Source organism: Phenylobacterium sp. 58.2.17, from assembly GCF_026411515.1.
Classification (GTDB): Bacteria; Pseudomonadota; Alphaproteobacteria; order Caulobacterales; family Caulobacteraceae; genus Phenylobacterium.
Map to the genome: position 1 here is coordinate 1 of NZ_JAPMTQ010000005.1, position 25,997 is coordinate 25,997.

22 protein-coding genes and 1 pseudogene are annotated in these 25,997 nt (G+C 70.6%); 11 read left to right on the forward strand and 12 right to left on the reverse strand.

Annotation, left to right across the window (positions count from 1 at the left end):
• Nucleotides 1-294 (reverse strand): annotated as a pseudogene (locus OUA97_RS05640) (hypothetical protein); the annotation flags it as partial.
• 91 nt (nucleotides 295-385) lie between these two features.
• Here OUA97_RS05640 and OUA97_RS05645 point away from each other — a divergent pair.
• A complete protein-coding gene (locus OUA97_RS05645) occupies nucleotides 386-2,704 on the forward strand; it encodes a PAS domain-containing sensor histidine kinase (RefSeq protein ID WP_267230847.1) in 2,319 nt (772 codons plus the stop codon).
• 184 nt (nucleotides 2,705-2,888) lie between these two features.
• On the forward strand, nucleotides 2,889-3,470 hold the full coding sequence (locus OUA97_RS05650; protein WP_267230848.1) for a sigma-70 family RNA polymerase sigma factor: 582 nt from the start codon (nucleotides 2,889-2,891) through the stop codon (nucleotides 3,468-3,470).
• Between the two features lie 230 nt (nucleotides 3,471-3,700).
• Here OUA97_RS05650 and OUA97_RS05655 read toward each other — a convergent pair whose 3' ends face one another.
• From OUA97_RS05655 to sdhC, 6 genes are all read right to left on the reverse strand, one after another.
• Nucleotides 3,701-4,021, reverse strand: coding sequence for a 2Fe-2S iron-sulfur cluster-binding protein (locus OUA97_RS05655; RefSeq protein ID WP_267230849.1), 321 nt, complete (start codon nucleotides 4,019-4,021; stop codon nucleotides 3,701-3,703).
• Between the two features lie 20 nt (nucleotides 4,022-4,041).
• Entirely contained in the window at nucleotides 4,042-5,271 is a 1,230-nt protein-coding gene (locus OUA97_RS05660; protein ID WP_267230850.1) for an NAD(P)/FAD-dependent oxidoreductase, read from the reverse strand.
• A gap of 188 nt (nucleotides 5,272-5,459) precedes the next feature.
• Entirely contained in the window at nucleotides 5,460-6,242 is a 783-nt protein-coding gene (locus OUA97_RS05665) for a succinate dehydrogenase iron-sulfur subunit (RefSeq protein ID WP_267230851.1), read from the reverse strand.
• Between the two features lie 62 nt (nucleotides 6,243-6,304).
• On the reverse strand, nucleotides 6,305-8,092 hold the full coding sequence (gene sdhA / locus OUA97_RS05670) for a succinate dehydrogenase flavoprotein subunit (protein WP_267230852.1): 1,788 nt from the start codon (nucleotides 8,090-8,092) through the stop codon (nucleotides 6,305-6,307).
• Nucleotides 8,092-8,490 (reverse strand): succinate dehydrogenase, hydrophobic membrane anchor protein, encoded by a 399-nt coding sequence (sdhD, locus tag OUA97_RS05675; protein ID WP_267230853.1) that lies wholly within the window; start codon nucleotides 8,488-8,490, stop codon nucleotides 8,092-8,094. Before sdhD ends, sdhA begins: the two co-directional genes overlap by 1 nt.
• Nucleotides 8,490-8,912 carry a succinate dehydrogenase, cytochrome b556 subunit gene (sdhC, locus tag OUA97_RS05680; protein WP_267230854.1) on the reverse strand — a complete coding sequence of 141 codons (423 nt, stop codon included), beginning with the start codon at nucleotides 8,910-8,912 and terminating at the stop codon, nucleotides 8,490-8,492. The genes sdhD and sdhC overlap by 1 nt, the downstream gene beginning before the upstream one ends.
• 184 nt (nucleotides 8,913-9,096) lie before the next feature.
• Between sdhC and OUA97_RS05685 the strand changes: the two genes are divergently transcribed.
• The gene (locus tag OUA97_RS05685) at nucleotides 9,097-9,981 is read left to right on the forward strand and encodes a LysR substrate-binding domain-containing protein (RefSeq protein WP_267230855.1); all 885 of its coding nucleotides are present in this window, start codon (nucleotides 9,097-9,099) and stop codon (nucleotides 9,979-9,981) included.
• Here the strand turns inward: OUA97_RS05685 and zapE are convergent.
• Nucleotides 9,978-11,096 carry a cell division protein ZapE gene (gene zapE, locus OUA97_RS05690; RefSeq protein ID WP_267230856.1) on the reverse strand — a complete coding sequence of 373 codons (1,119 nt, stop codon included), beginning with the start codon at nucleotides 11,094-11,096 and terminating at the stop codon, nucleotides 9,978-9,980. The two genes, OUA97_RS05685 and zapE, sit on opposite strands and share 4 nt — an antisense overlap.
• Nucleotides 11,097-11,205: 109 nt before the next feature.
• Here zapE and OUA97_RS05695 point away from each other — a divergent pair, with 109 nt between their 5' ends.
• A complete protein-coding gene (locus OUA97_RS05695; RefSeq protein WP_267230857.1) occupies nucleotides 11,206-11,421 on the forward strand; it encodes a hypothetical protein in 216 nt (71 codons plus the stop codon).
• Here the strand turns inward: OUA97_RS05695 and OUA97_RS05700 are convergent.
• Nucleotides 11,418-12,059, reverse strand: coding sequence for a hypothetical protein (locus OUA97_RS05700; RefSeq protein WP_267230858.1), 642 nt, complete (start codon nucleotides 12,057-12,059; stop codon nucleotides 11,418-11,420). The two genes, OUA97_RS05695 and OUA97_RS05700, sit on opposite strands and share 4 nt — an antisense overlap.
• A gap of 37 nt (nucleotides 12,060-12,096) precedes the next feature.
• Entirely contained in the window at nucleotides 12,097-13,608 is a 1,512-nt protein-coding gene (locus tag OUA97_RS05705) for a CoA-acylating methylmalonate-semialdehyde dehydrogenase (protein ID WP_267230860.1), read from the reverse strand.
• A gap of 116 nt (nucleotides 13,609-13,724) precedes the next feature.
• Between OUA97_RS05705 and OUA97_RS05710 the strand changes: the two genes are divergently transcribed.
• The 7 genes from OUA97_RS05710 (at nucleotide 13,725) to trxA (ending at nucleotide 23,902) form a co-directional block, all read left to right on the forward strand.
• A complete protein-coding gene (locus tag OUA97_RS05710) occupies nucleotides 13,725-14,600 on the forward strand; it encodes a 1-acyl-sn-glycerol-3-phosphate acyltransferase (RefSeq protein ID WP_267230861.1) in 876 nt (291 codons plus the stop codon).
• A complete protein-coding gene (gene tsaE, locus OUA97_RS05715; RefSeq protein WP_267230862.1) occupies nucleotides 14,597-15,079 on the forward strand; it encodes a tRNA (adenosine(37)-N6)-threonylcarbamoyltransferase complex ATPase subunit type 1 TsaE in 483 nt (160 codons plus the stop codon). Before OUA97_RS05710 ends, tsaE begins: the two co-directional genes overlap by 4 nt.
• Nucleotides 15,057-16,154: an N-acetylmuramate/N-acetylglucosamine kinase AmgK gene (gene amgK / locus OUA97_RS05720; RefSeq protein WP_416362413.1), complete on the forward strand. Its 1,098-nt coding sequence runs from the start codon at nucleotides 15,057-15,059 to the stop codon at nucleotides 16,152-16,154. Before tsaE ends, amgK begins: the two co-directional genes overlap by 23 nt.
• Nucleotides 16,151-16,861, forward strand: a complete 711-nt coding sequence (locus OUA97_RS05725; RefSeq protein ID WP_267230864.1) for a nucleotidyltransferase family protein — start codon at nucleotides 16,151-16,153, stop codon at nucleotides 16,859-16,861. The genes amgK and OUA97_RS05725 overlap by 4 nt, the downstream gene beginning before the upstream one ends.
• Nucleotides 16,862-17,042: 181 nt before the next feature.
• A complete protein-coding gene (addB, locus tag OUA97_RS05730; RefSeq protein WP_267230865.1) occupies nucleotides 17,043-20,030 on the forward strand; it encodes a double-strand break repair protein AddB in 2,988 nt (995 codons plus the stop codon).
• Nucleotides 20,027-23,497, forward strand: coding sequence for a double-strand break repair helicase AddA (gene addA, locus OUA97_RS05735; RefSeq protein ID WP_267230866.1), 3,471 nt, complete (start codon nucleotides 20,027-20,029; stop codon nucleotides 23,495-23,497). The genes addB and addA overlap by 4 nt, the downstream gene beginning before the upstream one ends.
• A gap of 81 nt (nucleotides 23,498-23,578) precedes the next feature.
• Complete coding sequence (trxA, locus tag OUA97_RS05740) at nucleotides 23,579-23,902, forward strand: thioredoxin (protein ID WP_267230867.1); 324 nt, start codon at nucleotides 23,579-23,581, stop codon at nucleotides 23,900-23,902.
• Nucleotides 23,903-23,941: 39 nt separating this feature from the next.
• Here trxA and OUA97_RS05745 read toward each other — a convergent pair whose 3' ends face one another.
• Nucleotides 23,942-24,625, reverse strand: a complete 684-nt coding sequence (locus OUA97_RS05745; protein ID WP_267230868.1) for a spermidine synthase — start codon at nucleotides 24,623-24,625, stop codon at nucleotides 23,942-23,944.
• Nucleotides 24,622-25,941, reverse strand: coding sequence for a bifunctional folylpolyglutamate synthase/dihydrofolate synthase (locus OUA97_RS05750; protein ID WP_267230869.1), 1,320 nt, complete (start codon nucleotides 25,939-25,941; stop codon nucleotides 24,622-24,624). Before OUA97_RS05750 ends, OUA97_RS05745 begins: the two co-directional genes overlap by 4 nt.
• Nucleotides 25,942-25,997 lie beyond the last annotated feature (56 nt).

Here is a 25,997-nt window from a genome sequence, read left to right on the forward strand (position 1 = left end):
CGCCGGCGCGCGCGTCCGCTTGCCGCCGCGCGGGGCCGCCATCTCGGTCAGCTGAATGAAGCGGTCCTCGGCCGCCAGGGTGGCGATGCGGCCCGCGCGGTCGTCCTCGACCCGGCCGGCCAGGGCGTCCAGCGCCGCCTCGCGCGTCGCATAGACCGGCCCGAGCGGCTCGGTCAGGAAGGCGACGGCCTCGCCCGCCAGCGCCGCAGCGTCGCGTTCGCGGGCCGCACGCCCCTTGGGCGCGGCGAAGGCCTGCGCCGCATCGGCGGCCACGGGATAGAGGATGGCGGTCATGACCTCCCGATCATCGCCGAAATGCGCGGACCAAACTATGGTCGCTTGAGATGATTCGCCGACTTCGACGACCTGCGGCGACGGAGCGCCGATGAGCGAGCAAGATCTGATCCTGGGGGCCGCCGCCGGCGCGGTGCTGCTCGCCCTCTGCGCCATGTTCTGGCTGGTGGACCAGCGCCGCCGCAATGACGCGCGGCTCCGGGTGCTGCACGCCCGCATCGCCGACCTGGAAGCCGGGGCCGAGGCGGCCCAGGCCTCGGTCGACGCCTTCGATTCGGCTCTGCTGTCGGTCGAGGACGGCCACGCCCGCCTGACCTCCGGCGAAGAGAGCCTGGCGGTCTGCGCCGAGGCCCTCGGCACGGCCAGCCCCGACCCGCAGGCCGTGGTCGCCGCCCTGATGCGCGCCGATCCCGATCACGCCCGCCGCCTGCGCGCCCTGTTCGAGCGGGGCGAGGCCTGCGCCTTCGAGGTGCAGGGCCCGGCCGGCGTCGTCGCCGTCGAGGGCCGCGCCGCCGGAGCCCTGGCCTGGCTGCGGCTGTCGGCGGTGATCGGCGAGGACGCCGGCCTGCCGACCGCCCCGCGCTTCGCCGCCTTCCTCGCCGCCCGCGCCGCGCCCGCCTGGATCGCCGCCGCCGACGGCGCGCCCGTCTGGGTCAACACCGCCTGGCTGACAGCAGCCGGCGTCTCCAGCCTGGACGAAGCCGCCGAGCGCGGCGCCTCGTTCGACAAGGGCGCTGAAAGCCTGGCCAGCGAGGCGGCCAACCTCGGCTCCAAGCGCCAGGCCCTGCGCTGGACCACCCTGGGCGGACGCCGCCGCGCCTTCCAGGTGACCGCCCAGCCGCTCGAAGGCGGCGGGGTCGGGGTCTGGACCGACGACGTCACCGAGACCGAGGAGCTGCGCGAGGCGCTCAAGCGCCATGTCGAGGCTCACGACGAGACGCTGAACCACATCGCCGACGCCGTCGCCATCTTCGGCGAGGGCAAGCGGCTGATCTTCCACAACACCGCCTTCGCCGAGCTGTGGGGCCTGGAGCCGGCCTGGCTGGCCGACCGCCCGAGCCACGGCGAGGTGCTCGACCGCCTGCGCCAGCGCCGGCGGCTGCCCGAGACCATCGACTACGCAAAGTGGAAGGCCGCCGAGCTCGACCGCTACGAGGACACCTCCACCGGCCCCGACGACCTCTGGAGCCTGCCGGACGGCCGCACCCTCAAGGTGGGCCGCCAGCCGCACCCGATGGGCGGGGTGGTGCTATTGTTCTCCGACATCACCGGCGAGCTGCGCCTCAAGGCCCAGTACAACGGCCAGATCCAGGTCCAGCAGGCCACTCTCGACAAGCTCAACGACGCCGTGGCGGTGTTCGGCTCCGACGGTCGCCTGCGGCTGCACAACGAGGCCTTCGAGCTGTTCTGGAACGTCACCGGCGACCAGCTGGAGGTGGCCCACGACTTCGAGGGCGTGGTCGAGCTCTGCGTGCGCCGGCTGCACGACATGAACTTCTGGCGCGAGCTGAAGGGCCGCGTCGCCGACCCCGATCCGCAGGCCCGCGCGCCGATCTCGGGCGAGGTGAAGACCTCGGACTCGCGCATCGTCGTCTACCAGAGCCGCCCGCTGCCGGACGGCGCCACCCTGATCGCCTTCGCCGACGTCACCGACGCACGCAAGCTGGAGAGCGCGCTCGCCGACCGCTCGGCCGCCCTGGCCGAGGCCGAGCGCCTGAAGCGCGACTTCGTCGGCAACGTCTCCTACGAGCTGCGCACCCCGCTCACCACCATCATCGGCTACTCCGAACTGCTGGAACGCTCGGGCGAGAACCTCTCGGAACGCGGCCGCAGCCACGCCGCCGCCGTGCGCACCGCCGCGACCCAGCTGGCCCGCTCGATCGACGACGTGCTGGACATGGCCCAGATCGACGCCGACGAGATGGCGCTGGACCTCGAGGACGTCCGCGTCGCCGATCTGCTCGCCGAGGCGGCCGCCCGCTGGCAGAAGGAAGCCGAGGCCGCCCAGGTGACGATCAAGGTCGAGCATCCGGCCGACATCGGCTTGCTGCGCGGCGACGTGCGCCGCCTCGCCCAGACCCTGGACCACCTGGCCGAGAACGCGGTGCGCCAGACCCCGCCCGGCGGGGTGGTGACCATCGCCGCGCGCCGGGGGCTCGGCGAGGTGCAGCTGCAGGTCACCGACACCGGCCGCGGCATCCCCTTCCACGTCCAGGCGCACATCTTCGACCGCTTCATCGGCCGCGAGCGCGGCGGCCCGGGCCTGGGCCTGGCCCTGGTCAAGGCGCTGGTCGAACTACACGGCGGCTGGGTGGCGCTGGAGAGCGAGCCCGGCGCCGGGGCGACCTTCACCTGCCACCTGCCCGAAGCCGCCCAGGGCGCGGCCGGCCACCCGGAACTGAGCTTCTAGCCCGCCGTCTTCGCCCAGGTTCGTCGCAATCACGCCATATTGCTGCGCTGCGCTCGGAAAGCCGCCGCCCCTTGCCGTACAAGGATTTGTGATCGCAACGGCCACGCCAAGCGGAGCCTTTGGAGCGGCGCCGCGTTTACGCCTTAAGGGGCGTCTACGGTCCCTACTGAACGGAGGTGACCACATGACCGAACAGGCTCAAGCGGACCACGAGTTCAAGACCGAGCTCACGGCTTTGATCCCCCAGATGCGCGCTTTCGCCCGCTCGCTCTGCCGGGATGCGACCGCCGCCGACGACCTGGCGCAAGACGCACTGCTCAAGGCCTGGAACAACCGGGCCAGCTTCGAACCCGGCACCAACATGAAGGCCTGGACCTTCATGATCCTGCGCAACCAGTTCTACTCGGACAAGCGCCGCTCGTGGCGCTCCAGCCAGCTGGACCCGGAAGTCGCCGAGCGCACCCTGGAGGCCGCCTCCAACCCCATCGCCAGCCTCGAGCTCGACGAAGTGCGCCGCGCCCTGGCCTGCCTGCCCGACGACCAGCGCGAGGCGCTGATCCTGATCGGGGCCGGCGGCCTCTCCTACGAGGAAGTTTCGGAAATTTGCGGCTGCGCCATCGGCACCATCAAGAGCCGGGTCAGCCGCGCCCGCGACCGGCTGTCGACGATCATCGAGGACGGCTCCTACGGACGGGATGACGTCCTGCCTTCGAGCGCCATGGCCACCATCATCGCTGAGCTCGACGGCCTGCGTCGGGTCGCCTAGCGCCCCTTTGGAAGAGTCGTCTCGGCGCTCGGCGCCGAGACGCGCCCTCATCGTCCTGCAGACACGCCGAGAACAAGGCCTGGATCGCCTAGGCCGCCTTCGGTGACTCAGCGATGGGCTTAATCGGCCCGATCGAACGAAGGATCAGGCGCATCGCGTCCGCTGGGGACGCGCCTCCGGTCCGGAGCGCTCGCGCGCGTCCGGACCGGGCTATAAGCACGCGGAAACGCCTAGTGCTGGCTTTCCGGCATCCGCACGACCAAGCCGTCCAGGGCATCGCTGACCTTGATTTGGCAGGACAGACGGCTGTTGGGCTCAACGTTCTCGGCGAAGTCGAGCATCGAGTCTTCCATGGCCGAAGTGGAGCCGGTCTTGTCCTGCCAGGCTTCGTCGACATAGACGTGGCAGGTGGCGCAGGCGCAGGCGCCGCCGCAGTCGGCGTCGATGCCCGGGATGTTGTTCTTCACCGCGCCTTCCATGACCGTCAGGCCATTCTTCACGTCGACGACGTGTTCGGTGCCGTCATGCTCGATGTAGGTGATCTTGGCCATTTACTCCCCTTCGTCGCCTGTTAAGCGGCGACCTCTTTCATGGAAACCGTTGGATCAGCAAGCTTCTCGGCATTGATCGGCTTGCGGTTGGCGATGAGCTGCTTGCCCATCATGAATTCCGGGGGCGAGTTGATCGCCTCCACGGACTGCACCTGATCTCCCTTCAGGTGAAACACTGCGAACTTGCCGCTGGCCGGATCCCCGCGCAGCAGGACGCGGTCGGCGTCGAACGGCAGGCCGGCGATCTGCAGCTTCAGGTCATACTGGTCCGACCAGTTCCACGGCACTTCCGGCGTCGGGGCCGGACGACCGGTGATGGCGCTGGCGGCCTGCTTGGCCTGCTCCAGGGCGCTGGGCACGCTCTCCGGGCCGAACATCCGGCCATAGTGCGGCATCGGGCGGTGGGTGACGTCGCCGATCGCAAAGACGCTGGGATCGGCCGTGCGGGCCTCCAGGTCGACCACGATGCCCCGGGCGCATTCCAGCCCGGCGTCGCGGGCGATATCGTCGTTCGGGATGGCTCCGACGCCCAGCAGCACCAGGTCGCAGGGTTCGACCCGGCCGTCGGCCAGACGCACGCCCGTCACCTTGCCGTTCTCGCCGACGAAGCCGGCGACGCTGGCCCCGAGCAGGAACTGGACGCCGCGGTCGACGTGATAGCCGTGGAAGAAGTTGGACAGCGGCTCGCAGGCGCTGCGGGCCAGGATGCGGGCCTCGCGCTCGATGACGACCGCCTCGGCGCCCAGGGCGCGGGCCGACGCGGCGACCTCCAGCCCGATATAGCCGCCGCCGACGATGGCCAGGCGCTTGCCCGGTCCGAGCGCGGCCTTGATGGCCTCGGCGTCGGCCGCCGTGCGCAGGGTCAGCACCCCTTGCAGGTCCACGCCCTCGATCGGCAGGCGGATGGCCCGCATGCCCGTGGCGATGATCAGGATGTCGTAGGACACGGTCGAACCGTCCGACAGGGTCACGACCTTGTCGGACCGCGCCAGCTTCACCGCCTGCAGGTTCGGCCTGAAGTCGATGTTCTGCTCGGCGTAGAACTCCAGCGGCTTGAGCGCCAGGGAGTCGGCGTCGGCCTCCCCCTTCAGCCAGGCCTTGCTCAGCGGCGGACGCTGATAGGGCGGAATCGGCTCGTCGCCGACCATGGTGATGGGGCCGGCGTGCCCATACTGGCGAAGCAACGCGGCGGCGGTGCCACCGGCGTGGCCCGCTCCCAGGATCACAACATGCGCGTCCGACTGGCTCATATAAGCCCCATGCAGAAAAGTGACGGCGGCGTCAACTTTCCAAACACAGTTCGGATCGTTCGCCTCTCCCGAACGTGATAGCCGATAGTGGACCGGTTGCGGCGGCGATCACGCTCGAACTTTGAATTTGGAGCGCTTTTTCACGCTTTGGGCCAGCCGGCCCGAAGCCAAAGCGCTCCGGAGAAGCGTCAGACGACGCGATCCACCAGCATCTTTTTGATCTCCGCGATCGCCTTGGCGGGGTTCAACCCCTTCGGGCAGACCTGGGCGCAGTTCATGATCGTGTGGCAGCGGTAGAGCTTGAAGGGGTCCTCCAGCTCGTCCAGGCGATCGCCGGTGGCCTCGTCGCGGCTGTCGATCAGCCAGCGATAGGCGTGCAGCAGCGCGGCCGGGCCGAGATACTTGTCGCCGTTCCACCAGTAGCTCGGGCACGAGGTCGAGCAGCAGGCGCAGAGGATGCACTCATAGAGGCCGTCGAGCTTCTCGCGGTCCTCCGGCGTCTGGCGCCATTCCTTCTGCGGTTCCGGGGTCTCGGTGTGCAGCCACGGCTCGATCGAGGCGTACTGCGCGTAGAACATCGTCAGGTCCGGGATCAGGTCCTTGACCACCGGCATGTGCGGCAGCGGGCTGATCTGGCAGGCCGAACCGGGGGTTTCCTCGTGGCCGTGGGTGCAGGCCAGGGTGTTGCGGCCGCCGATGTTCATCGCGCAGGAGCCGCAGACGCCTTCGCGGCACGACCGACGGAAGGCCAGCGTCGGGTCGATCTCGTTCTTGATGTGGATCAGAACGTCCAGGACCATCGGACCGCAGGCGTCGACGTCGACGTCATAGGTGTCCCAGCGCGGGTTCTCGTTCCCTTCCGGGTCGTAGCGGTAGATCCGGAACGTCTTGACGTTCTTGGCCCCGGCCGGGGCCGGATGGTGGCGGCCCTTCTGGACGCGGGAGTTCTTGGGCAGGGCGAGCTGGACCATCAGACGCTTTCCTTGACGGCGGACGCGTTGAGCAGAGTGAGGTGGCGGGACATCGACAGGACCTAGTAAACCCGCGCCTTCGGCGGGATGTAGGCGATGTCGTTGGTCATGGTGTAGCTGTGCACCGGGCGGTCATCGATGCGCACCTTGCCGGTGACGTCGTCGAACCAGGTCAGGGTGTGCTTCATCCAGTCCTGGTCGTTGCGGTCCGGATAGTCCTCGTGCGCGTGGGCGCCGCGGCTTTCGGTGCGGTTATGCGCGCCGACCACGGTGACGGTCGCCTGGCCGATCAGGTTGTCCAGTTCGAGGGTCTCGAGCAGGTCGGTGTTCCAGATCAGGCCGCGGTCGGTGACCTTCAGGTCCGGACGCTTGGCGTGCACGGCTTCCAGGCGCTTGACGCCCGAGGCCAGGGCCTCGGTGGTGCGGAACACCGCGGCGTCCTCCTGCATCGCCTGCTGCATCTCCAGGCGCAGGTGCGCCGTCGAGGTGCCGCCATTGGCGTTGCGCAGCTTGTCGAAGCGGGCCAGGTGACCGTCGGTCATCGAGGGCTTCAGCTCCGGCTGGGTCGCCCCGGCCTTGATCGTATCGGCGCAGCGCAGCGCCGCCGAGCGGCCGAACACCACCAGGTCGATCAGCGAGTTGGAGCCCAGGCGGTTGGCGCCGTGCACCGACACGCAGGCCGCTTCGCCCACCGCCATCAGGCCCGGAACCACCTTGTCGGGGTTGTCGCCCTCGCGGGTCACGACTTCGGAGAAGAAGTTCGTGGGGATGCCGCCCATGTTGTAGTGCACGGTCGGCAGGACCGGGATCGGCTCCTTGGTCACGTCGACGCCGGCGAAGATCTTGGCGCTTTCCGAAATGCCCGGCAGGCGCTCGGCCAGCATCTTCGGATCCAGGTGATCGAGGTGCAGGAAGATGTGGTCCTTCTTCGGACCCACCCCGCGGCCTTCGCGGATTTCGATCGTCATGGCGCGGCTGACCATGTCGCGCGGAGCCAGGTCCTTCACGGACGGCGCATAGCGCTCCATGAAGCGCTCGCCCTCGGAGTTGGTCAGGTAGCCGCCTTCGCCGCGGGCGCCCTCGGTGATCAGGCAGCCGGCGCCGTAGATGCCGGTCGGGTGGAACTGCACGAACTCCATGTCCTGCAGCGGCAGGCCGGCGCGCAGGGCCATCCCGCCGCCGTCGCCGGTGCAGGTGTGGGCGCTGGTGGCCGAGAAGTAGGCGCGGCCATAGCCGCCGGTGGCCAGGATCACCTGCTGGGCCTGGAAGCGGTGCAGGGTGCCGTCGTCGAGCTTCCACGCGGTCACGCCGCGGCAGACGCCTTCGTCCATGATCAGGTCGAGGGCGAAGTACTCGATGAAGAATTCGGTGTCGTGGGCCAGGCTCTGGCCGTACATCGTGTGCAGCATGGCGTGACCGGTGCGGTCGGCCGCCGCGCAGGTGCGCTGGATCGGAGCCTCGCCGAAGTTCTTGGTCATGCCGCCGAAGGCGCGCTGATAGATCTTGCCCTCGGCCGTGCGCGAGAACGGCACGCCCCAGTGCTCCAGCTCGTAGACCGCGGCCGGCGCATTGCGGCACAGGTATTCGATGGCGTCCTGGTCGCCCAGCCAGTCCGACCCCTTGACGGTGTCGTACATGTGCCAGCGCCAGTCGTCCTGGCCCATGTTGCCGAGGCTGGCCGAGATGCCGCCCTGGGCCGCCACGGTGTGCGAGCGGGTCGGGAACACCTTGGTGATGCAGGCCGTCTTCAGGCCGGCCTGGGCGCAGCCCAGGGCGGCGCGCAGGCCGGAGCCGCCGGCGCCGACGACGACGACGTCGAACTTGTGGTCGATGAAATTATACTCGGCCATCAGAAGGCTCCGGAGAAGGCGGCCTTGAGGATCGCGAAGACGCCCAGGGCGCCGGCGAGGACGCAGATAGAATAGTTGAGCAGCAGCAGGACGGCCTTGGAGAAGAAGCGGCCGATATAGTCCTCGATGACCACCTGCATGGCGTTCTTCACGTGCACCAGCGCGCAGACCAGCAGCACCGCCAGCAGCACGGCGTTCACCGGCTTGGAGATCCAGTAGGCGGCGGCGTCATAGCCCTGGCCGGCGAGTTGGATCGCCACCCAGGCGCCCCAGAGGCCGAGCGGCACGAGCATCACCGCGGTGACGTGTTCGACGATGAAATGGCCCACGCCGTGATGCGCCGAGCCGAGGCCGAGCGCGCGCGAACGGGGGGTGCGAAGGGTCGGACCCGTGGTCATCACAGCACTCCCAGGATGAAGAGGGCGGCCCAGAAGGCCAGGGTGGTCGCCACGGCGAACGCGATGATCGCGATCGAGCCGGCGTTGGCCTCCGCAATCTTGAAGCCCTTGCCCATGTCCCAGAAGGCCTGGCGGACATTGTAGGCCAGGTTGAAGAACAGCATGAAGGTCAGGGCGAACAGAACCAGCAGCCCCAGCGGCGAGCTGAGCGCGCCGGTATAGGCGCCGTAGCTCTGCGGCCCGCCGGCCAGCGCCAGCAGCCAGCCCGCCAGCAGCAGGGCCGAAAGGTAGAGCCCGAAGATGCTCGCCCGATGGAAGATCGAGGTCGCCATGGTGATGTGCCAGCGCCAGAGCAGCGGCGAACCGATGCCCCCGGTCATCAGGTGCGGTGATAGCGGGCGTGGGCGAGGTGCGTCGGACATGACGAGCGTATTTCCTGAGTAGGAGGCGGCTCCGCTTTTAAGCCGCGGCCTTCGAGTGTCAACGAAGGCGCAGTCCCGCTCTCTACAGAGCAGCGACCTCCCCTTCGCCAAAGCCGAAGTTTCCGACCTTTTTCTTTTGATGCAATGCGTCTTTCCCGTATGCATCCTTCGCGGGAGACGAAGGATGCGGTTCGACCTGGTTGACTTGCGGCTGTTCTGCGAGGTGGCGGACGCCGGATCCATCACCCGCGGGGCCGAACGCTGCGCCCTGGCCCTGGCTGCGGCCTCGACTCGGATCCGCAATATGGAGGACGCGCTGGGCGCGCCGCTGCTGGAGCGGTCGCGGCAAGGGGTGACCCCCACGCCGGCCGGCCGCACCCTGCTCAAGCACGCCCGCACCATCCTCTCGCAGACCGCCCGCCTGCGCGAGGACCTCGGCGCCTATGCCGGCGGGCTGTCGGGCGAGGTGCGGCTGCTGGCCAACACCAACGCCCTGACCGAATTCATCCCCGAGGCGCTGAGCCGCTTCCTGGCCGACCATCCGCACGTCAGCATCAACCTCGAGGAGCGGCTCTCCGACGAGATCGTCGGGTTGGTGGCCGAGGGCGTCGGCGACATCGGCATCGTCGCCGGCACTGTCGACATGGGCAGCCTGGAGACCTTTCCGTTCCGGTCGGACCGCTTCGTGGTGGTGACCAGCGCCATTCACCCGCTGGCCCAGCGCAAATCGATGACCTTCGCCGACGTGCTGGGCTGCGACCTGGTCGGCCTGGACCGCGCCTCCTCGCTGCAGCGGTTCCTGTCTGCCAAGGCCGTGCGCGAGGGCCGCCCGCTGCGGCTGCGCGTGCAGCTGCGCAGCTTCGATGCGGTCTGCCGGCTGGTGGAGTGCGGGGTCGGGGTCGGCATCGTGCCGGAGACCACCGCCCGCCGCGCGGCCCGCACCATGTCGCTGGGCATTGTCGACCTGACCGACGACTGGGCGCAGCGCGAGCTCACCATCTGCGTGCGCAGCCTTGCGGGCCTGGCCCCCTACGCCCGCGACCTCGTCGAAAGCCTGAGGTCCGGCTAGTCCGCATCCTCGGCCAGCCAGTCGGCGGATCGCATCTCCTGCAGCCGCGAGGCCGTGCGCTCGAACTCGAAGGCCCCGTCGCCCTCCGGATAGAGCTTGGTCGGCTCGGCCTGCGCCAGCACGATCAGCTTGGCGTGCGCCTCGTAGAGCGCATCGATCAGGATCACGAACCGCCGCGCCTCCTCGCGCCGGTTCGGCGTCAGCATCGGCACGTCTTCCAGGAACAGGGTGTGGAACCGCTCGGCGATGGCGATGTAGTCGTTCGGTCCCAGCGCCACCGAGCACAGGCTGGCGAAGGTCGCCCGCGCCATGCCGCCCTGGGCGTGCGGCAGATGCACCTGGCGGCCCAGCACCTCCAGGGTCTCGCCGACCTCCTCCTCGCCGCCCAGCATGTCCTTCCAGAGCGCGTCGAAACTGCGCGCATTGTCGGGATCGTTGGGGCTGAACCAGGTGCCGGCCGCCCGCAGGCGATCCAGCCGATAGTCGTGCGGCCCGGCCACGCTGACCACCTCGACCTTGCTCTTCAGCAGCGCGATGAACGGCAGGAACAGCTGGCGGTTGATGCCGTCCTTGTAGAGCTGGTCCGGCAGGCGGTTGGAGGTCGCCACCAGGGTCACGCCGCGGGCGAACAGCGCCTCGAACAGCCGACCCAGGATCATGGCGTCGGCGATGTCGGTGACCTGGAACTCATCGAAGCACAGCAGCCGCGCCTGGCCGGCGACCACGTCGGCGACCGGCGGGATCGGATCGTCGCCCTTGTGCTGCCCGAACCTGGCCTTCCGCGCCGCCGGATCGCCCTTGCGCCAGGCGTCGATCAGCCGATGGATCTCGCCCATGAAGACGTGGAAGTGGATGCGCCGCTTCTTCTCGACCGGCGCATGGGCGAAGAACAGGTCCATCAGCATGGACTTGCCGCGCCCGACCGGCCCGATCAGGTAGACCCCGCGCTGGCTTTCGGGCTTCTTGAAGAACGAGGCGAAGCCGCTTGGCTCGGCCCGCGCCAGTTCGCCCTCCAGGCGCACCAGCGCCGCCAGCGCGGCGGCCTGGGCCGCGTCGGGACGGATCTCGCCCTGCGCCAGGCGGGCGTCATAGGCGGCTTGCAACTGCGACGGCATGGACTTCGCCTAGCCCCTCACGCCGTGCGCCTCAAGCACCGAACTTCGGCGCGGAACAGCCCGCCGCCTCGACGGTTGATCTAGTCGGACCCAAGATGAGGAGCCTGCCATGGCCGGAAAGACCCGCGACGCCACGCCCGACCCCGTCATCGACGGCGAGACCGACCCTGAACTCGAACTCGCCCCGGACGACGCCTTGGAAGACGAGGCCAGCCGCCAAAGCTTCGGACGACGCGCCAGCGGCCATCCCGCCGACCGCGAACACGGCATGAAGACCCGCACCCGCAGCAAGCAGATCGTCAGCGGCCGCCCCTACGCGAGCTAGCTGGCCAGGCCGAGTTCCTTGCGAACGTGCTTGTAGGTCTCGCGCCGGTCGCAGGCGCAGGCCCGCATCTTGCCGTCCTTGGTCCACCAGACCAGGGTCGGATAGGCGAACCTGACCCCGTTGGCCCTCAGCAGCGGCGTGAGGTCGTCGACCAGCTTGCGGCCGGCCTCGACCACCGCCGTGCGCGCCATGTCGCCGTCGGCCGGCGGGAGGCCCGGCGCCGCCCAGGCCGCGGCCGGGGCGTCGTCCCATTGCTCCATCAGCGGCCAGGAGCGGGTCAGCCACAGCTCGGCCACCGTGGCCCGCTCGGCCGGGGTGGACTTGGCCACGCCATTGAGGTCGCGGCGGGCGATCTCGATCACCCGGGTGTCGACGTCGGCGGCCTGCAGCAGCGGAAACTCCTCGGCCTTGTAGCGCACGCAGTCGGGGCAGGCGCGGAACGAGACCATGTAGAGCTTCGGCCCGGTCTTGCCGGGCGACACCCAGCCGGAGGTCTCGAGGATCCTGGCGATCTCGTCCTGATGCTTGGTGATCGTGTGCGGCCGCCAGCGCAGGTCGTAGTTCCACCACGCAAAGCCGCCAGCCCCCGCCAGGGCGAGGACCAGGGCGATGATCGCCCAGAGCTGAAACCGCTTCATCGAACCTCCGCCGCGAACTCGCCGCAGCGTAGTTCGATCACCGCATGGTGGGAATCACGAAGGCGCTGTCGTCGGTCATGCCCTCGGGCCAGCGCGCCGTGATCGTCTTGACCTTGGTGTAGAACTTCACGCCCTCCATGCCGTGCTGGTTGACGTCGCCGAAGGCGCTGCGCTTCCAGCCGCCGAAGGTATGGTAGGCGACCGGCACCGGGATCGGCACATTGATCCCGACCATGCCGACATTGACCCGGGCGGCGAACTCGCGCGCGGCGCGGCCGTTGCGGGTGAAGATCGCCACCCCGTTGCCGTACTGGTGCGCGCTCGGCAGGGCCAGCGCCTCCTCGAAGCTCTCGGCGCGGACGATCTGCAGCACCGGGCCGAAGATCTCCTCCTGATAGGTCTTCATGCTCGGCTTGACGTGGTCGAACAGGCTGGGGCCGATGAAGAAGCCCTTCTCGAAGCCCTGCAGCGCAAAGCCGCGGCCGTCGACCACCAGCTCGGCCCCCTCGTCGACCCCGATCTGGATGTAGTCGGCGATCTTCTGGCGATGCGCGGCGCTCACCACCGGGCCGTACTGGGCCGCGGCGTCGGTCGAGACCCCGACCTTCAGCGTCTCCAGCTCGGCGACCACCCGCTCGCGGATCGCCTCGGCGGTCTTGACGCCCACCGGCACGACCACCGGCAGCGCCATGCAGCGCTCGCCGGCCGAGCCATAGGCCGCGCCGACCAGGTCCTTGACCGTCTGGTCGAGGTCGGCGTCCGGCATGACGATGCCGTGGTTCTTGGCCCCGCCCATCGCCTGCACGCGCTTTCCGTGCGCCGTGCCGGTCGAATAGACGTAGTGGGCGATGTCTGACGAGCCGACGAAGCTGACCGCCGCGATGTCCGGATGGGTCAGGATCGCGTCGACCGCGACCTTGTCGCCATGCACCACGTTCAGCACCCCGGCCAGGTCCATGCCCAGGTTCGCCCCGGCCTCCATGAACAGCTGCGCCAGCCGCACCGGCACGCTCGGGTCCTTTTCCGACGGCTTCAGGATGAAGGTGTTGCCCACCGCGATGGCGATGCCGAACATCCACATCGGGATCATGGCCGGGAAGTTGAACGGGGTGATCCCCGCCGCCACGCCCAGCGGCTGGCGCATCGAATAGACGTCGATGCCGGGGCCGGCGCCCTCGGTGTACTCGCCCTTCAGCGCATGCGGGATGCCGCAGGCGAACTCGATCACCTCCAGCCCGCGCTGGATGTCGCCCTTGGAGTCCGCGATCACCTTGCCGTGCTCGGACGACAGCAGCGCCGCCAGCTCGTCCATGCGCGCCTCGACCAGGCGCTTGAACTCGAACATCACCCGCGCGCGGCGCTGCGGGTTGGTCGCCGCCCAGGCCGGCTGGGCCCTCAGCGCCGCCTGCACCGCGGCGTCGAGTTCGGCCGGCGTCGCCAGGGCGACTTTTGCCTGCACCTCTCCAGTGTTGGGGTCGAAAACTTCGCCGAACCGCCCGGACACGCCAGGCTGAGCCGCACCGGAAATGAAGTGTTGGATGTCGCGCATATCGGCGTTGTAGGCCCTCCGAAGGGGCCTGGGTAGACATCACCCAACGTGAGCACGGCGGTGTTTTCGCCCTCGGCTTGCTCCGGCGCGGCGGGACGTCGCATTCTGCGCGTCCGATGACGAGCCTTTCGCCCACCGCCTCCGCCCTGCCCGCCGCCGGCGCCTATCACGACCACATCGTCGATACGCTGATCGCCGAGCGCGCGCCGCGGCTGTCGGGCGGCGCGCTGTGGCCGCTGGTCCGGCCGGCGCTCTACCGGATCCTCGACTATCGCAAGGCCCGGGCCATGGCCGACGCCATCGCCCCGCTGCCCGGCCGCGCCGCCCTCGACTACGTCTCCGACCTGCTCAGCGTACAGGTCGAGGCCCGCGGCCTGGAGCATGTTCCGCCGACAGGGCGCGCGATCTTCATCTGCAACCACCCGACCGGCATCGCCGACGGCATCGCGGTGTTCGACGCGCTCAAACGCCTGCGGCCCGACATCTGCTTCTACGCCAATTCCGACGCCCACCGCGTCGCGCCGCACTTCGACGAGGTGCTGATCCCGGTCGAGTGGGTCGAGGCCAAGCGCACCCGCGAACGCACCCGTCTGACCCTGCAGCTGACCCGCCAGGCCATGGAGGCCGAGCGCGCCCTGATGATCTTCCCGGCCGGCCGCCTGGCCAGGCGCGGCCCGGGCGGCGTGCTCAGCGATCCCGAATGGATGCCCAGCGCCATCTCGCTGGCCCGCAAGTACGAGGCGCCGGTGATCCCGATGCACCTCAGCGGCCCGTCCTCGACCCTGTTCCACTTCTTCAACCGCTTCTCGAACGAGCTGCGCGACATCACCCTGTTCCACGAGCTGCTGAACAAGCGCGGGCGGGAGTTCTCGTTGATCCTCGGGCCGCCGGTGCCGCCTGACGCGCTCGACGTCGACGCCGTCGCCGCCACCGAGGCGCTGAAGGCCTATGTCCGCACCCTGCCGCAGCATCCCGAAAGGCCGTTCGCATGATCACCCAGGCCGAAGGCGACTTCCGGCTCGATGACGAGGCCGCCACCGGGCGGCTGGGCGCGGCCATCGCCGCCGAGCTGAAGCCGGGCGAGGCGATCTGCCTGACCGGGCCGCTGGGGGCCGGCAAGTCCACCCTCGCCCGCGCCCTGGTCCGCGCCCTGACCACCGCGACCGAGGACGTGCCCAGCCCGACCTTCACCATCGTGCAGTTCTACGAGGGCGCGCGGCTGAAGGTCGCGCACTTCGATCTCTACCGTCTCACCTCGGCGGACGAGGCCTATGAGATCGGCCTGGACGAGGCGCTCGAAGACGGCGCGGCGGTGATCGAATGGCCCGAGCGGCTGGAGGGCCATCTTCCCCCCGACCGACTTGATGTAGAGATCGTCGTCGATGAGTCGCCGGACGGCGGGGAGGCGCGGCGCGCCCGGCTGACGCCGGCGGGCGCCTGGGAAGGACGTGGGCTTGAATTCCGATCGTGACGGCCGCAAGGCCGAGTTCCTGAAGGCGGCGGGCCTGGCTGACGCCCGTCGCGAGCTGCTGGCCGGCGACGCCTCGACGCGCGCCTACGAACGCCTGCACCGCGCCGACGGCTCGACCGTCATCTTCATGGACCAGCCGCCGGCCGCCGAGAGCGCGGTCTGCCCGCCCGGCGCCAGCGAGGCCGAACGCCTGGCCATGGGCTACAACGCCGCCGCGCGCCTGGCCGCCGGCTCGGTCGCCGCCTTCGTCACCACCGCCGCCTGGCTGCGCGACCATGGCCTCTCGGCCCCGAAGATCCTCGCCCACGACATCGACGCCGGCCTGGCCGTGCTCGAAGACCTGGGCGATGGCCTGTTCGCCACCCTGATCGCGGACGGCGAGGCGGAAACCCCGCTCTACGAGGCCGCCGTCGACGTGCAGGTGCAGCTTCAGGAGACCACGCCCCCCGACGTGCTCACGGCCGACGGCGCCTCCTGGCCGCTGCTGAGCTACGACGCCCTGGCGCTGAAGGTCGGGACCGACACCTTCCTCGAATGGTGGCCGCAGTTCGCGCAGATCGCGGCCTTCTCGCCCGACGCGCTCGCCGAGTGGGACGCCCTCTGGACCCCGGTGTTCGCCCGCGGCGCAGCCGGCGCCAGCGTCTTCACCCATCGCGACTTCCACGCTCAGAACCTGCTCTGGCTGCCGCAGCGCGCCAGCGTCGCCCGCGTGGGCCTGCTCGACTTCCAGGACGCCCTGCGCGCCCACCCGGCCTGGGACCTCACCCATCTGTTGCAGGACGCCCGCCGCGATGTCTCGCCCGAGCTGGAAGCGGCGATGCTGGACCGCTTCCTGGCCGCGCGCCCGGCCCTCGATCGCGAAGCTTTCATCCACGACTACCGCGCGCTGGCCGCCTCCAACGCCGCGCGCATCCTCGGCCGCGTCTTCGCCCGCCAGGCCCTGCTGGGCCGCCGCCAGTACGAGGCCTTCATGCCCCGCACCTGGCGCTACCTGGAACGCAACCTGACCGACCCGTCGATGGCCGGCCTCAAGACCTGGTTCGACCGCCACGTTCCGGTCGAGGCTCGCCGATGAGCCAGATCAAGACCGCCATGGTCCTGGCCGCGGGCCTGGGCACCCGCATGCGGCCGCTGACCGACGAGCGCCCCAAGGCCCTGGTCACCGTCGCCGGCAGGCCGCTGATCGACCACGTCCTCGACCGGCTGGTCGCGGCCGGGATCGAAACCGCCGTGGTCAACGTCCACCATTTCGCCGACCAGATGGAGGCCCATCTCGCCGGTCGGCGCGACATCAAGATCCTGATCTCCGACGAGCGGGCCGCCCTGCTCGACTCGGGCGGCGGCATCAAGCACGCGCGCCATTTGCTGGGCGACGAGCCGATCCTGATCGCCAACATCGACTCGCTGTGGATCGAGGGCGAGACCCCGGCCCTGGAAACCCTCAAGGCGACCTGGAACCCGGACGCCATGGACCTCTGCCTGCTGCTGGTCCGCCGCGGCCACGGCATCGGCTTCGAGGGGCCGCAGGGCTTCTTCATGGACGAAGCCGGCCGACTGACCCACTCGGCCAAGCCCGAGCCGCCGACCCCCTACGCCAATGTCGGCTTCCAGATCCTCAAGCCCCAAATCCTCGACGGCGAGCCGGACGGCGCGTTCTCGATCGTGCCCGTCTGGTGGCGGCTGTCTGAACAGGGCCGCCTCTACGGCGCCGTCATGGACGGCTTCTGGATGCACGTCGGAGACCCCGCCGCCCGGGAGGCGACCGAGGCGAAGCTCCGGTGACGGGCGCCCCCCGCCAAGGGTGTCATCCCGGTTTCGGCCGCAGGCCGAAGACCGGGGCCCATGGACACCTGATCGCGCAAGCAGCTGCGCGACCTCTCTTCCACCTGGCCCTTGCTGAGCGAAGGGGCGCCGGCCTTCCGCCTCGCTTCAGCCGGGATGACGTCCGGGGCTCGAAGACCCAATGACCCTCTTCGCCCGCCCCGGTCCGCGCTGGTTCAACATCCCCGCCCACCGGCCGTTCGTGCAGGACCTGGCCGCCGGGCTCTATGACGCCCTGACCCCGCTCGGCCCCGACGCTCTGTCGCAGGCGATCATCCTGACCCCGACCCGGCGCGGCGCGCGGGCCCTGGCCGACGCCTTCATCGCCGCGGCCGGCGGCAAGGCCGTGCTGCCGCCGCAGATCCGCCCGCTCGGCGATCTCGACGAGGGCGAGCCGCCGTTCGAGCCCGGCGACCTGGCCGTCGAGCTGCCCGCCGCCATCGGCTCCCTGCGCCGCCGCTTCGAGCTGACCCGGCTGGTCAAGGCGCACGAGCGGCAGCTCGGCCGCGACCTCGACGCCTCCGCCGCCCTGGAGCTGGCCGACGCCCTCGGCGGCTTCCTCGACAGCCTGCAGATCGAGGAGGTCAGCGGCGCCGGCCTGGCCGACCTGGTCGGCGCGGACCTCGCCGAACACTGGCGCATCAGCCGCGAGTTCCTGGAGATGGCCCAGGTCGCCTGGCCCGCGCGCCTGGCCGAACTTGGCCTGGTCGACGTCTCCCAGCGGCGCGTGGCCCTGCTGCGCAAGCTCGCCCAGGCCTGGACCGACCGTCCGCCCCAGGGCGTGCTGATCGCCGCCGGCTCGACCGGCACCGCGCCGGCCACCGCCGACCTGCTGGCCGTGGTCGCCGCCGCGCCGCAGGGCGCGGTGGTCCTGCCCGGCCTCGACGACAGCCTGGCCGAGAGCGCCTGGATCGAGGTCGGCGAGCAGCACCCGCAGGGGGCCATGCGCCGCCTGCTGCACCGCGCCGGGGTCGAGCGCCGCGACGTCATGGAGTGGCCGGCCTCCTTCACCCTCGATTCGCGCGGCCGCTGGCGCCGCCGGGTGATCAACGAGGCCCTGCGCCCGGCCGAACGCACCGCCGACTGGCTGTCGGTGATCGAGAGCCTGCGCCGCGAAGGCGACAAGGACGGCGTCGACGCCATCGCCGAAGGCCTGTCGGGCCTCTCGGTCGTCACCGCCCGCGCCGAGGAAGAGGCCGCCACCGCCGCCGCCCTGCTGCTGCGTGAGGCGCTGGAGACGCCAGGGCGCACCGCCGCCCTGGTCGCCCCCGACCAGGCCCTGGCCCGCCGCGTCGCCGCCAAGCTCGCCCGCTGGGGCGTCGCCGCCGACTCCTCCGCCGGTCTCTCGCTCTCCGGCTGCGCCGGCGGGGTGCTGGCCGGCCTGGTCGCCAAGGCCGCCGTCGATCCGCTCGATCCGGTCACCCTGCTGGCCATCCTCAAGCATCCGCTGGTGCGCCTGGGCCTCGATCCCGAGCATCTGGTCGAGGCGCGCGCGGCGCTGGAGCGGGAGGGTCTGCGCGGTCCGCGCTGCACGAGCTGGCCGGCACTCGAGGCGCGGCTCGGCAAGTCCGACATCGCGCTGACCCTGGCGCGCACGCTGCAGGCCGCCCTAGCGCGCCTGATGATCGACGCGCCTGACCAACCGCCGGCCGAGGCCGCCCGGCGCCTGACTGAGACCCTGGAGGCCCTCGCGGCCGATCCGCTCGGCGACGCCGGCGGCCTCTGGGCCGATCACGGCGGCGAGGCCCTGGGCCGGCTGCTGGCCGGGCTGATCGACGAATCCGAAGGCCTGCCGCCCGTCACGCCGCGCGGCTTCGCCGACCTGCTCTCGCGGCTGATGGCCGGTGAGAGCGTGCGCACCGGCGGCTCGACCCATCCGCGCCTGCGCATCCTCGGCGCCATCGAGGCCCGTCTGACCCGCGCCGACCGCCTGGTGGTCGCCGGCCTGGAGGAAGGCGTCTGGCCGCAGGGCGCGCCGCTCGACCCGTTCCTGTCGCGTCCGATGCGCGAGCGCCTGGGCCTGCCGCCGCCCGAGCGCCGCGTCGGCCTCGCCGCCCACGACTTCGCCCAGGCCGCCTGCGCGCCCGAGGTGATCCTGCTGCATTCCGAGCGTCGCGAGGGCGCCCCGGCGGTGAAGTCGCGCTGGCTCTGGCGGCTGGAAACCCTGGCGCGCGGCGCCGGCGTGCTGCTGCCCGGCCGCCCGGACGTCCTCGACTGGGCCCGCGCGCTCGACGCCGCCCAGGACTACAGGCCCGCCAAACGCCCGGCCCCATCGCCGCCGATCGCCGACCGCCCGCGGGAGATGGCCGTCACCCGCATCGAGGCCCTGACCCGCGATCCCTACGCCGTCTGGGCGCGCGACATCCTCAAACTATTTCCCTTGGAACGGCCCGATGAGGCCGTCGAGGCCCGCGCCCGCGGCACCGCCATCCACAAGGCCTTCGAGCGGCTCGCCGAGGATCACCCCGACCAGTTGCCGCCCGATGCCGCGGCGATCTTCGAAGGCTTCTATGTCGCCGAACTGGAAGCCGCCGGCATGCCGCACGAAGCGCTGGCCCGCGAGACCGCCCTGGCCAAGGAAGCCGCCGCCTGGGTCGCCGACCTGGAGCGCCGCCGCCGCGCCGACGGCCGTACGATTCATGTCGAGCTGAAGGGCGAACTGACCATCGAGGCCCCGGCCGGGCCGTTCACCGTCAATGCCCGCGCCGACCGCATCGAGATCGACCCGCAGGGCTATGGCCACATCCTCGACTACAAGACCGGCAAGGCGCCGTCGAAGAAGGTCGTGGAGACCGGCTTCTCGCCACAGCTCACCCTGACCGCGGCGATCCTCCAATCCGGCGGCTTCCCGACCCTGGGCCATCCGGGGCCGGGGGAGCTGACCTATCTGGAGATCACCGGCCGCAAGCCCGCCGGACGCGAGGAAGTCCGCGCCCTGGCGGGCGACGAGAGCGCCCTGGCGGCCGCCAACGCCTATGAGGGCCTGGCCAAGCTGGTCGCCCAGTTCGACCATGGCCGCCCCTACGCCTCGCGCGTCGCCCCGCAGTTCGTGAAGCTGCACATGAGCGACTACGACCACCTGGCCCGGGTCTTCGAGTGGTCGACCAGCGGCGAGGAGGACGGCGAATGAACGCGACCCTGACCGCCGGCGATCCGCAGCGCCTGGCCGCCGACCCCGCCATCTCGGCCTTCGTCACCGCCAACGCCGGCTCGGGCAAGACCAAGACCCTGATCGACCGGGTCGCCCGCCTGCTGCTGGCCGGGGCGAAGCCCGAGACCATCCTCTGCGTCACCTACACCAAGGCCGCCGCCGCCGAGATGCAGCGGCGGCTCTACGACCTGCTCGGCGGCTGGTCGGTCTATGACGACGCCAGCCTCAGCGCCGAACTGGCCAAGCTCGAAGGCCGCACGCCGGACGCCTACGATGCGCGCAGCCTGTCGAAGGCCCGCGCGCTGTTCGCCAGCGCCCTGGAGACGCCCGGCGGGCTGAAAATCCAGACCATCCACGCCTTCTGCGAAAAGCTCCTGCGGCGCTTCCCGCTGGAGGCCGGGGTCTCGCCGGGCTTCCGGGTCATGGACGACAGCGCCAGCGCCGCGGTCGCCGACGCCGCGCGCAAGGCCGTCGCCCGCCACGCCCTGCGCGGCGAGGGGGCGGTGGCGGAGGCCTACGCCCGCTTCTCGGTGGCGCTGGATTTCCAGAGCTTCCAGGGCATGTTCGCGACCTTCGAGTTCCAGCGCGGCCCGCTCGCCGCCTATCTGGGCGCCCAGGGCGGCCTGGAGGGCGCGGTCGAGGACGTCTGGCGCGTCTGCGGCTTCGACGCCCCCACCGACCCCGACGAGGTCGAGGCCGAAGCGCTGGCGCAGATGAACCGCTCGGCCTGGCAGGACTGCGTCGAGGTCCTGGCCCAGGGCGGCAAGGCCGACATCACCAACTCCGCCAAGCTGGCCGCCGCCCTGGCGCCCGGCGCGGGCCTCGACGAGGCGCTGGCCGCCCTCTTCACCGAGAAGGGCGAGAGCACGCCCGTCGCCTGGGTGCAGAAGACCTCCGGCCTCAAGGTCCGCGAGGAGTTGCGGTTCTTCCTGCTGGCCGAACAGGACCGCCTGGAGATCGCCCGCGAACGGCGCCGCGCCGCCCGCGTCGCCCACGACACCCATGGCGCCCTGATCCTGGCCAGCGCCTACCTCGCCGCCTACGGCATCGAAAAGACCGCCTCAGGCGCGCTCGACTTCACCGATCTCATTGAAAAGACACGAGACCTGGTCGCCTCGCGCCCCATGGCCGCCTGGGTGCTCTACAAGCTCGACGGCGGGGTTGATCATATCCTCGTTGACGAAGCCCAGGACACCGCTCCCGAGCAGTGGGAAATCGTCCGCGCCCTGACCGAGGAGTTCTTCGCCGGCGCCGGCCAGTCCACCCAGCGCCTGCTCGACCGCAACATGTTCGTGGTCGGCGACGAGAAGCAGTCGATCTACTCCTTCCAGGGCGCGCGGCCCGAGCTGCTGATCCAGGAGTTCGAGTTCCACCGCGAGCGCGCCACCGGCGCCGGCTTCCGCTTCGAGCGGGTCGACCTGCTGACCTCCTGGCGCTCGACGCCCCAGGTGCTGGCCTTCGTCGACGCCGCCTTCGCCCCGCCCGAGCTCGCCGCCGCCGTCCTGCCGCGCCTCGAGGCCGAGGCCATCGTCCACCAGGCCGTCCGCTCCGACGCCGGCTGCGTCGACCTCTGGCCGCTGGAGCGCGAAGAGAAGGGCGACGTCCGCGACGCCTGGGACGCGCCGCTCGACGAAGAAGGCCAGGCCAGCGCCAACAAGCGCCTAGCCGAGAAGATCGCCGCCGAGATCGGCGCCCTGATCGAACGCGGCGACGCGGTGCTCGACAAGGAGACCCGCCGACCGCGCCCAGCCACCGCCGGCGACGTGCTGATCCTGGTCCGCCGCCGCAAGGCGCTGTTCGAGGAGATCCTCCGCGCGCTCAAGCACCGCAAGATCCCGGTGGCCGGCGCCGACCGGCTGGCGCTCTCCGAGCACATCGTCTTCGACGACCTGCTCGCCCTGGCCCGGTTCGCCCAGTACCCCGCCGACGAACTGACCCTGGCCGCCCTGCTGCGCAGCCCGTTCTGCGACCTCTCCGACGACAGCCTCTATGCCGTGGCCCACGGCCGCGGCCGCGAGAACCTCGCCGCAGTGTTGCGTCGCCGCCGCGACGAGGCGCCCGAATGGTCGGCCGCGGCCGATCTGGTCGAATGGCTGGTCGCCAACCGCGCCTTGCGGCCCTTCGAGTTCTATTCGCGCCTGCTGGCCCTGCGCGACGAAGGCGGCCGCTCGATGCGCCGGCGCCTGATGGAGCGGCTGGGGGCCGAAGCCGAAGACGCGCTCGACGAGTTCCTGGCCCAGGTGCTGGCCGCCGAAGGCCGCGGGCTCGAGGATCTCGAAAGCCTGGCCGCCGCGCTCGCCAGTCTCGACATCACGGTGAAGCGCGAGATGGAGGCCGGCCGCGACGAGGTGCGGGTGATGACCGCCCACGGCGCCAAGGGGCTGGAGGCGCCGATCGTCTTCCTGCCGGAGACGACGCTGGGCCGCACCGCCCGCGGCTCGCCGCTGATGCCGACGCCGGCTGGCGGCTTCCTCTGGAGCACGTCGAAAGGGACCGACTGCGCCGCCTCGCTGGAGGCGCGCGAGTGGCGGGCCAAGAAGGACGAGGATGAGGCCGCGCGCCTGCTCTATGTCGCCCTGACCCGGGCCCGCGACCGGCTGGTGCTGTGCGGCCGGGTCTCGGCCACCGCCAAGGAAGAGAACATCAAGGGCTGGTGGGGCGCAATGGTCGCCGCCTTCGACCACGCCCATGTCGGCGGCGAGAAGCGGTCCATCGTCGGCGGCGGCCGCGAATTCGTGCGCTTCGGACCCGACCCGATCGCCCTGGGCGCGGCCCAGGCGCAGGCCAAGACCGCGGCGGCCCTGCCCGCCTGGGCCCAGGTCGCCCCGCCGGCCGAGGCCTTCGCCCGCTACGCCTCGCCCTCGCAGCTCGGCGAGGATGTGGCCACGCCCGCCACCTCGCCGCTGGTCCGCACGGAGGGCCTGGGCCGGTTCCGGCGCGGCGACCTGATTCACCGCCTGCTGCAGATCCTGCCCGACCTTCCGCCCGCGGAACGCGAACCGGCCGCCATCCGTATCCTCTCTCGCGAACGTGATCTGACCGGCGACCAGCGCGCGGAGATGACCGCAGCAGCCATGGGCGTGCTTACCGACGCCCGCTTTTCGGAGGTGTTCGGGCCGGGCAGCCGGGCCGAGGTCTCGGTCGCCGGGACCGCCCGCGGCCTTCCGCCGGGCCTGGCCATATCCGGCCGCATCGACCGGCTGGTGGTGCTGCAAGACCGTGTCCTGGTGGCGGATTTCAAGACCAACCGTCCCTCCCCCGACCGCATCGAGGACGCCGACCGCGCCTATCTGCGGCAGATGGCGATCTACGCCGCGGTGCTGGAGGATATCTTCGAGGGCCGGCGCATCGAGGCGGCCCTGGTCTGGACCGACGGCCCGAAGCTGATGGCGGTTCCAGAAAACCTGTGGCGTCAGACCCTTGCCGAGCTCCATCGTGAAGGTTGATACCGGAGCCATGCCCGCCTACATCGGCGGATCGAGAGCCGCGGCCAAACGTTCTTCCGGCCGGGCTAAAAGGAGCTTTTCATGAGCACCGTGACGGTCACCGACGAATCCTTCGACAAGGACGTCCTGCAGGCTTCCAAGCCTGTGCTGGTGGACTTTTGGGCCGAGTGGTGCGGCCCCTGTAAGCAGATCGCTCCGGCCCTGGAACAGATCGCCGCCGAACTCGGCGAGCAGGTCACCGTGGCCAAGCTGAACATCGAGGACAGCCCGACGACCCCGTCGCGCTACGGCGTGCGCGGCATCCCGACGATGATGCTGTTCAAGGGCGGCCAGATGACTTCGATGAAGGTCGGCGCCATGCCCAAGCAGAAGATCGTTGAGTGGCTCAACGAAGCCGGCATCTAACAGCCTCTGAGCAGCCGGTCCCCCGCGGGTCCGGCTGCGTCATCCCTTCGCGGGCGCGGTCGCCATCCAGATGACGTGCCGCGCGCCGCGCTTGCCGCCGGTGGCGCGCACCCCGACCTCTTCGACATCGTAGCCGGCCTTGCGCAGGCGCTTGGTGAAGCGCTCGTCCCGCGCCGACGACCAGACGGCCAGGATCCCCCCTGGCCGCAGGGCGCGCCGCGCCGCCGCCAGACCGCTGTCGTTGTAGAGCCTGTCATTGCCGGCCCGGCTGAGGCCCTCGGGCCCGTTGTCGACATCCAGCAGGATGGCGTCGTAGCTCTCGCGGCCCGAGCCGATCAGGTCGCCGACGTCGCCGAGGGCGATCGCGAGCCGCGGATCCTTCAGGCATTCGCCCGACAGGTGGGCCATCGGCCCGCGCGCCCAATCGACGATCTCGGGAACCAGTTCGCCGACCGTGACCTGCGCCGACGGCCCCAGGCTCTCCAGCGCCGCGCGCAGGGTGAAGCCCATGCCGTAGCCGCCGATTAGGATGTGGGGCTTGGGACGGTCCTTCAGGCGCTCGCAGGCCAGGGTGGCCAGCGCCTTTTCCGAGCCGCTGAGCCGGCTGCTCATCAGCTCGATGGCGCCGGCCATGATCGAGAACTCGGTCCCGCGCTGCATGAGCCGCAGTTCGCCGCCGTCGTCGGGCACCACAGCAGTGGCGAGGTGAACCCAGGGGATCATGTCGGCCAGGTTTCCGGGCTCATGGCCAGCACTTCGCCGGCGAAATGCAGCCCGCCGCAGATCAGGATGTGTGGGGCCGGACCGGGCATGGCCAGGGCGCGGCGAACGCCCTCGGTGACGTCGGCCGCCTCTTCCACGGCGAGCCCCGCCTGAGCGGCGGCGGCGGCCAGTTCATCGGCCGGGGCCGCGTTGGGCGAGTCGAAGGTGGTTGCGAACACCGTCGGCTTGAGATCCTGGAACGGCTGGAAGAAGCCCAGCGCGTCCTTGCGGGCGAACATCGCCGCCACCAGCACCAAGGGCCGCGGATCGCGCGCGACCAGCCGCCCGGCCGCCTCGGCCAGAGCGCGGCCCGCATGCGGATTGTGCCCGCCGTCCAGCCACAGGTCGCTGCCGCGCTCGGCCGCCAGCCGCGCCATCGGCCCCTTGGTCAGCCGCTGGAAGCGGGCCGGCCAGACGGCGCTGGAGACGCCCTTGGCCAGGGCCGCCTCGTCGATGCGCGGGTCGCCCAGCGCCAGGGCCGCGGCGACCGCCAGCCCAGCGTTGTCGAACTGATAGCCGCCGAACAGGCTGGGCGGCGGCAGGTCGTAGAGCTGGTCTCCGATCTGCACCAGCAGCCGCCCGCGCTCCTCCCAGGCGTCGAAGTCGCGGCCCATCAGCATGACCGGCGCGGCGAGCTTCTCGGCCTCCTCCAGGATCACCGCCTCGCCTTCCTCCATCTGCCGGGCGACCACCACCGGGCGGCCCTGCTTGATGATGCCGGCCTTCTCCCAGGCGATCTTGGAGAGCTCGGGCCCCAGCATCTCAAGGTGGTCGTAGTCGACCGGGGTGATGACGCTGACGGCGGGGGCGTCGAAAATGTTGGTGGCGTCGAACCGGCCGCCCAGGCCGACCTCGACGATGCAAAGGTCGGCGGGGGTCTCGGCGAAGGCCTGGATGGCCAGCACCGTGGTGATCTCGAAGAAGCTGATCGGCTCACCGGCGTTGGCCGCCTCCAGCTTGTCGATCAGCTCGCTCATGCGTGCGTCGCTGATCAGTTCGCCGGCCACCCGGATGCGCTCGGCGAACCGCACCAGGTGCGGCGAGGTGATGACGTGGACCTTCATCCCCGCAGCCTCGGCGATCGCCCGCAGGTACGAGACCGTCGAGCCCTTGCCGTTGGTGCCGGCCACATGGATCACCGGCGGCAGCTTGCGCTCGGGATGGCCCAGCGCCGCTAGCAGCCGCTCGACCCGCCCCGTCGTCAGGTCGATCAGCGACGGGTGATGCGCCCGCAGTCGCAGGATCGCCTCGTCCGAAGCACGGATGGGATCATACATGAGCGGTGCGCCTGCCAGGACTAAGGGTGGAGACCGCGCGCTCACTAGCCCATTCG

Excerpts from the sequence above, each read along its gene's own strand:
- addA (WP_267230866.1), top strand. The coding sequence starts at position 20,027 with ATGAACGCGACCCTGACCGCCGGCGATCCGCAGCGCCTGGCCGCCGAC.
- OUA97_RS05685 (WP_267230855.1), top strand. The coding sequence starts at position 9,097 with ATGCGGTTCGACCTGGTTGACTTGCGGCTGTTCTGCGAGGTGGCGGAC.
- trxA (WP_267230867.1), top strand. The coding sequence starts at position 23,579 with ATGAGCACCGTGACGGTCACCGACGAATCCTTCGACAAGGACGTCCTG.
- OUA97_RS05695 (WP_267230857.1), top strand. The coding sequence starts at position 11,206 with ATGGCCGGAAAGACCCGCGACGCCACGCCCGACCCCGTCATCGACGGC.
- OUA97_RS05700 (WP_267230858.1), bottom strand. The coding sequence starts at position 12,059 with ATGAAGCGGTTTCAGCTCTGGGCGATCATCGCCCTGGTCCTCGCCCTG.
- OUA97_RS05660 (WP_267230850.1), bottom strand. The coding sequence starts at position 5,271 with ATGAGCCAGTCGGACGCGCATGTTGTGATCCTGGGAGCGGGCCACGCC.
- OUA97_RS05710 (WP_267230861.1), top strand. The coding sequence starts at position 13,725 with ATGACGAGCCTTTCGCCCACCGCCTCCGCCCTGCCCGCCGCCGGCGCC.
- OUA97_RS05705 (WP_267230860.1), bottom strand. The coding sequence starts at position 13,608 with ATGCGCGACATCCAACACTTCATTTCCGGTGCGGCTCAGCCTGGCGTG.
- OUA97_RS05725 (WP_267230864.1), top strand. The coding sequence starts at position 16,151 with ATGAGCCAGATCAAGACCGCCATGGTCCTGGCCGCGGGCCTGGGCACC.
- OUA97_RS05645 (WP_267230847.1), top strand. The coding sequence starts at position 386 with ATGAGCGAGCAAGATCTGATCCTGGGGGCCGCCGCCGGCGCGGTGCTG.
- sdhC (WP_267230854.1), bottom strand. The coding sequence starts at position 8,912 with ATGTCCGACGCACCTCGCCCACGCCCGCTATCACCGCACCTGATGACC.
- zapE (WP_267230856.1), bottom strand. The coding sequence starts at position 11,096 with ATGCCGTCGCAGTTGCAAGCCGCCTATGACGCCCGCCTGGCGCAGGGC.
- tsaE (WP_267230862.1), top strand. The coding sequence starts at position 14,597 with ATGATCACCCAGGCCGAAGGCGACTTCCGGCTCGATGACGAGGCCGCC.
- OUA97_RS05665 (WP_267230851.1), bottom strand. The coding sequence starts at position 6,242 with ATGGTCCAGCTCGCCCTGCCCAAGAACTCCCGCGTCCAGAAGGGCCGC.
- OUA97_RS05745 (WP_267230868.1), bottom strand. The coding sequence starts at position 24,625 with ATGATCCCCTGGGTTCACCTCGCCACTGCTGTGGTGCCCGACGACGGC.
- sdhA (WP_267230852.1), bottom strand. The coding sequence starts at position 8,092 with ATGGCCGAGTATAATTTCATCGACCACAAGTTCGACGTCGTCGTCGTC.
- addB (WP_267230865.1), top strand. The coding sequence starts at position 17,043 with ATGACCCTCTTCGCCCGCCCCGGTCCGCGCTGGTTCAACATCCCCGCC.
- sdhD (WP_267230853.1), bottom strand. The coding sequence starts at position 8,490 with ATGACCACGGGTCCGACCCTTCGCACCCCCCGTTCGCGCGCGCTCGGC.
- OUA97_RS05655 (WP_267230849.1), bottom strand. The coding sequence starts at position 4,021 with ATGGCCAAGATCACCTACATCGAGCATGACGGCACCGAACACGTCGTC.
- OUA97_RS05650 (WP_267230848.1), top strand. The coding sequence starts at position 2,889 with ATGACCGAACAGGCTCAAGCGGACCACGAGTTCAAGACCGAGCTCACG.
- OUA97_RS05750 (WP_267230869.1), bottom strand. The coding sequence starts at position 25,941 with ATGTATGATCCCATCCGTGCTTCGGACGAGGCGATCCTGCGACTGCGG.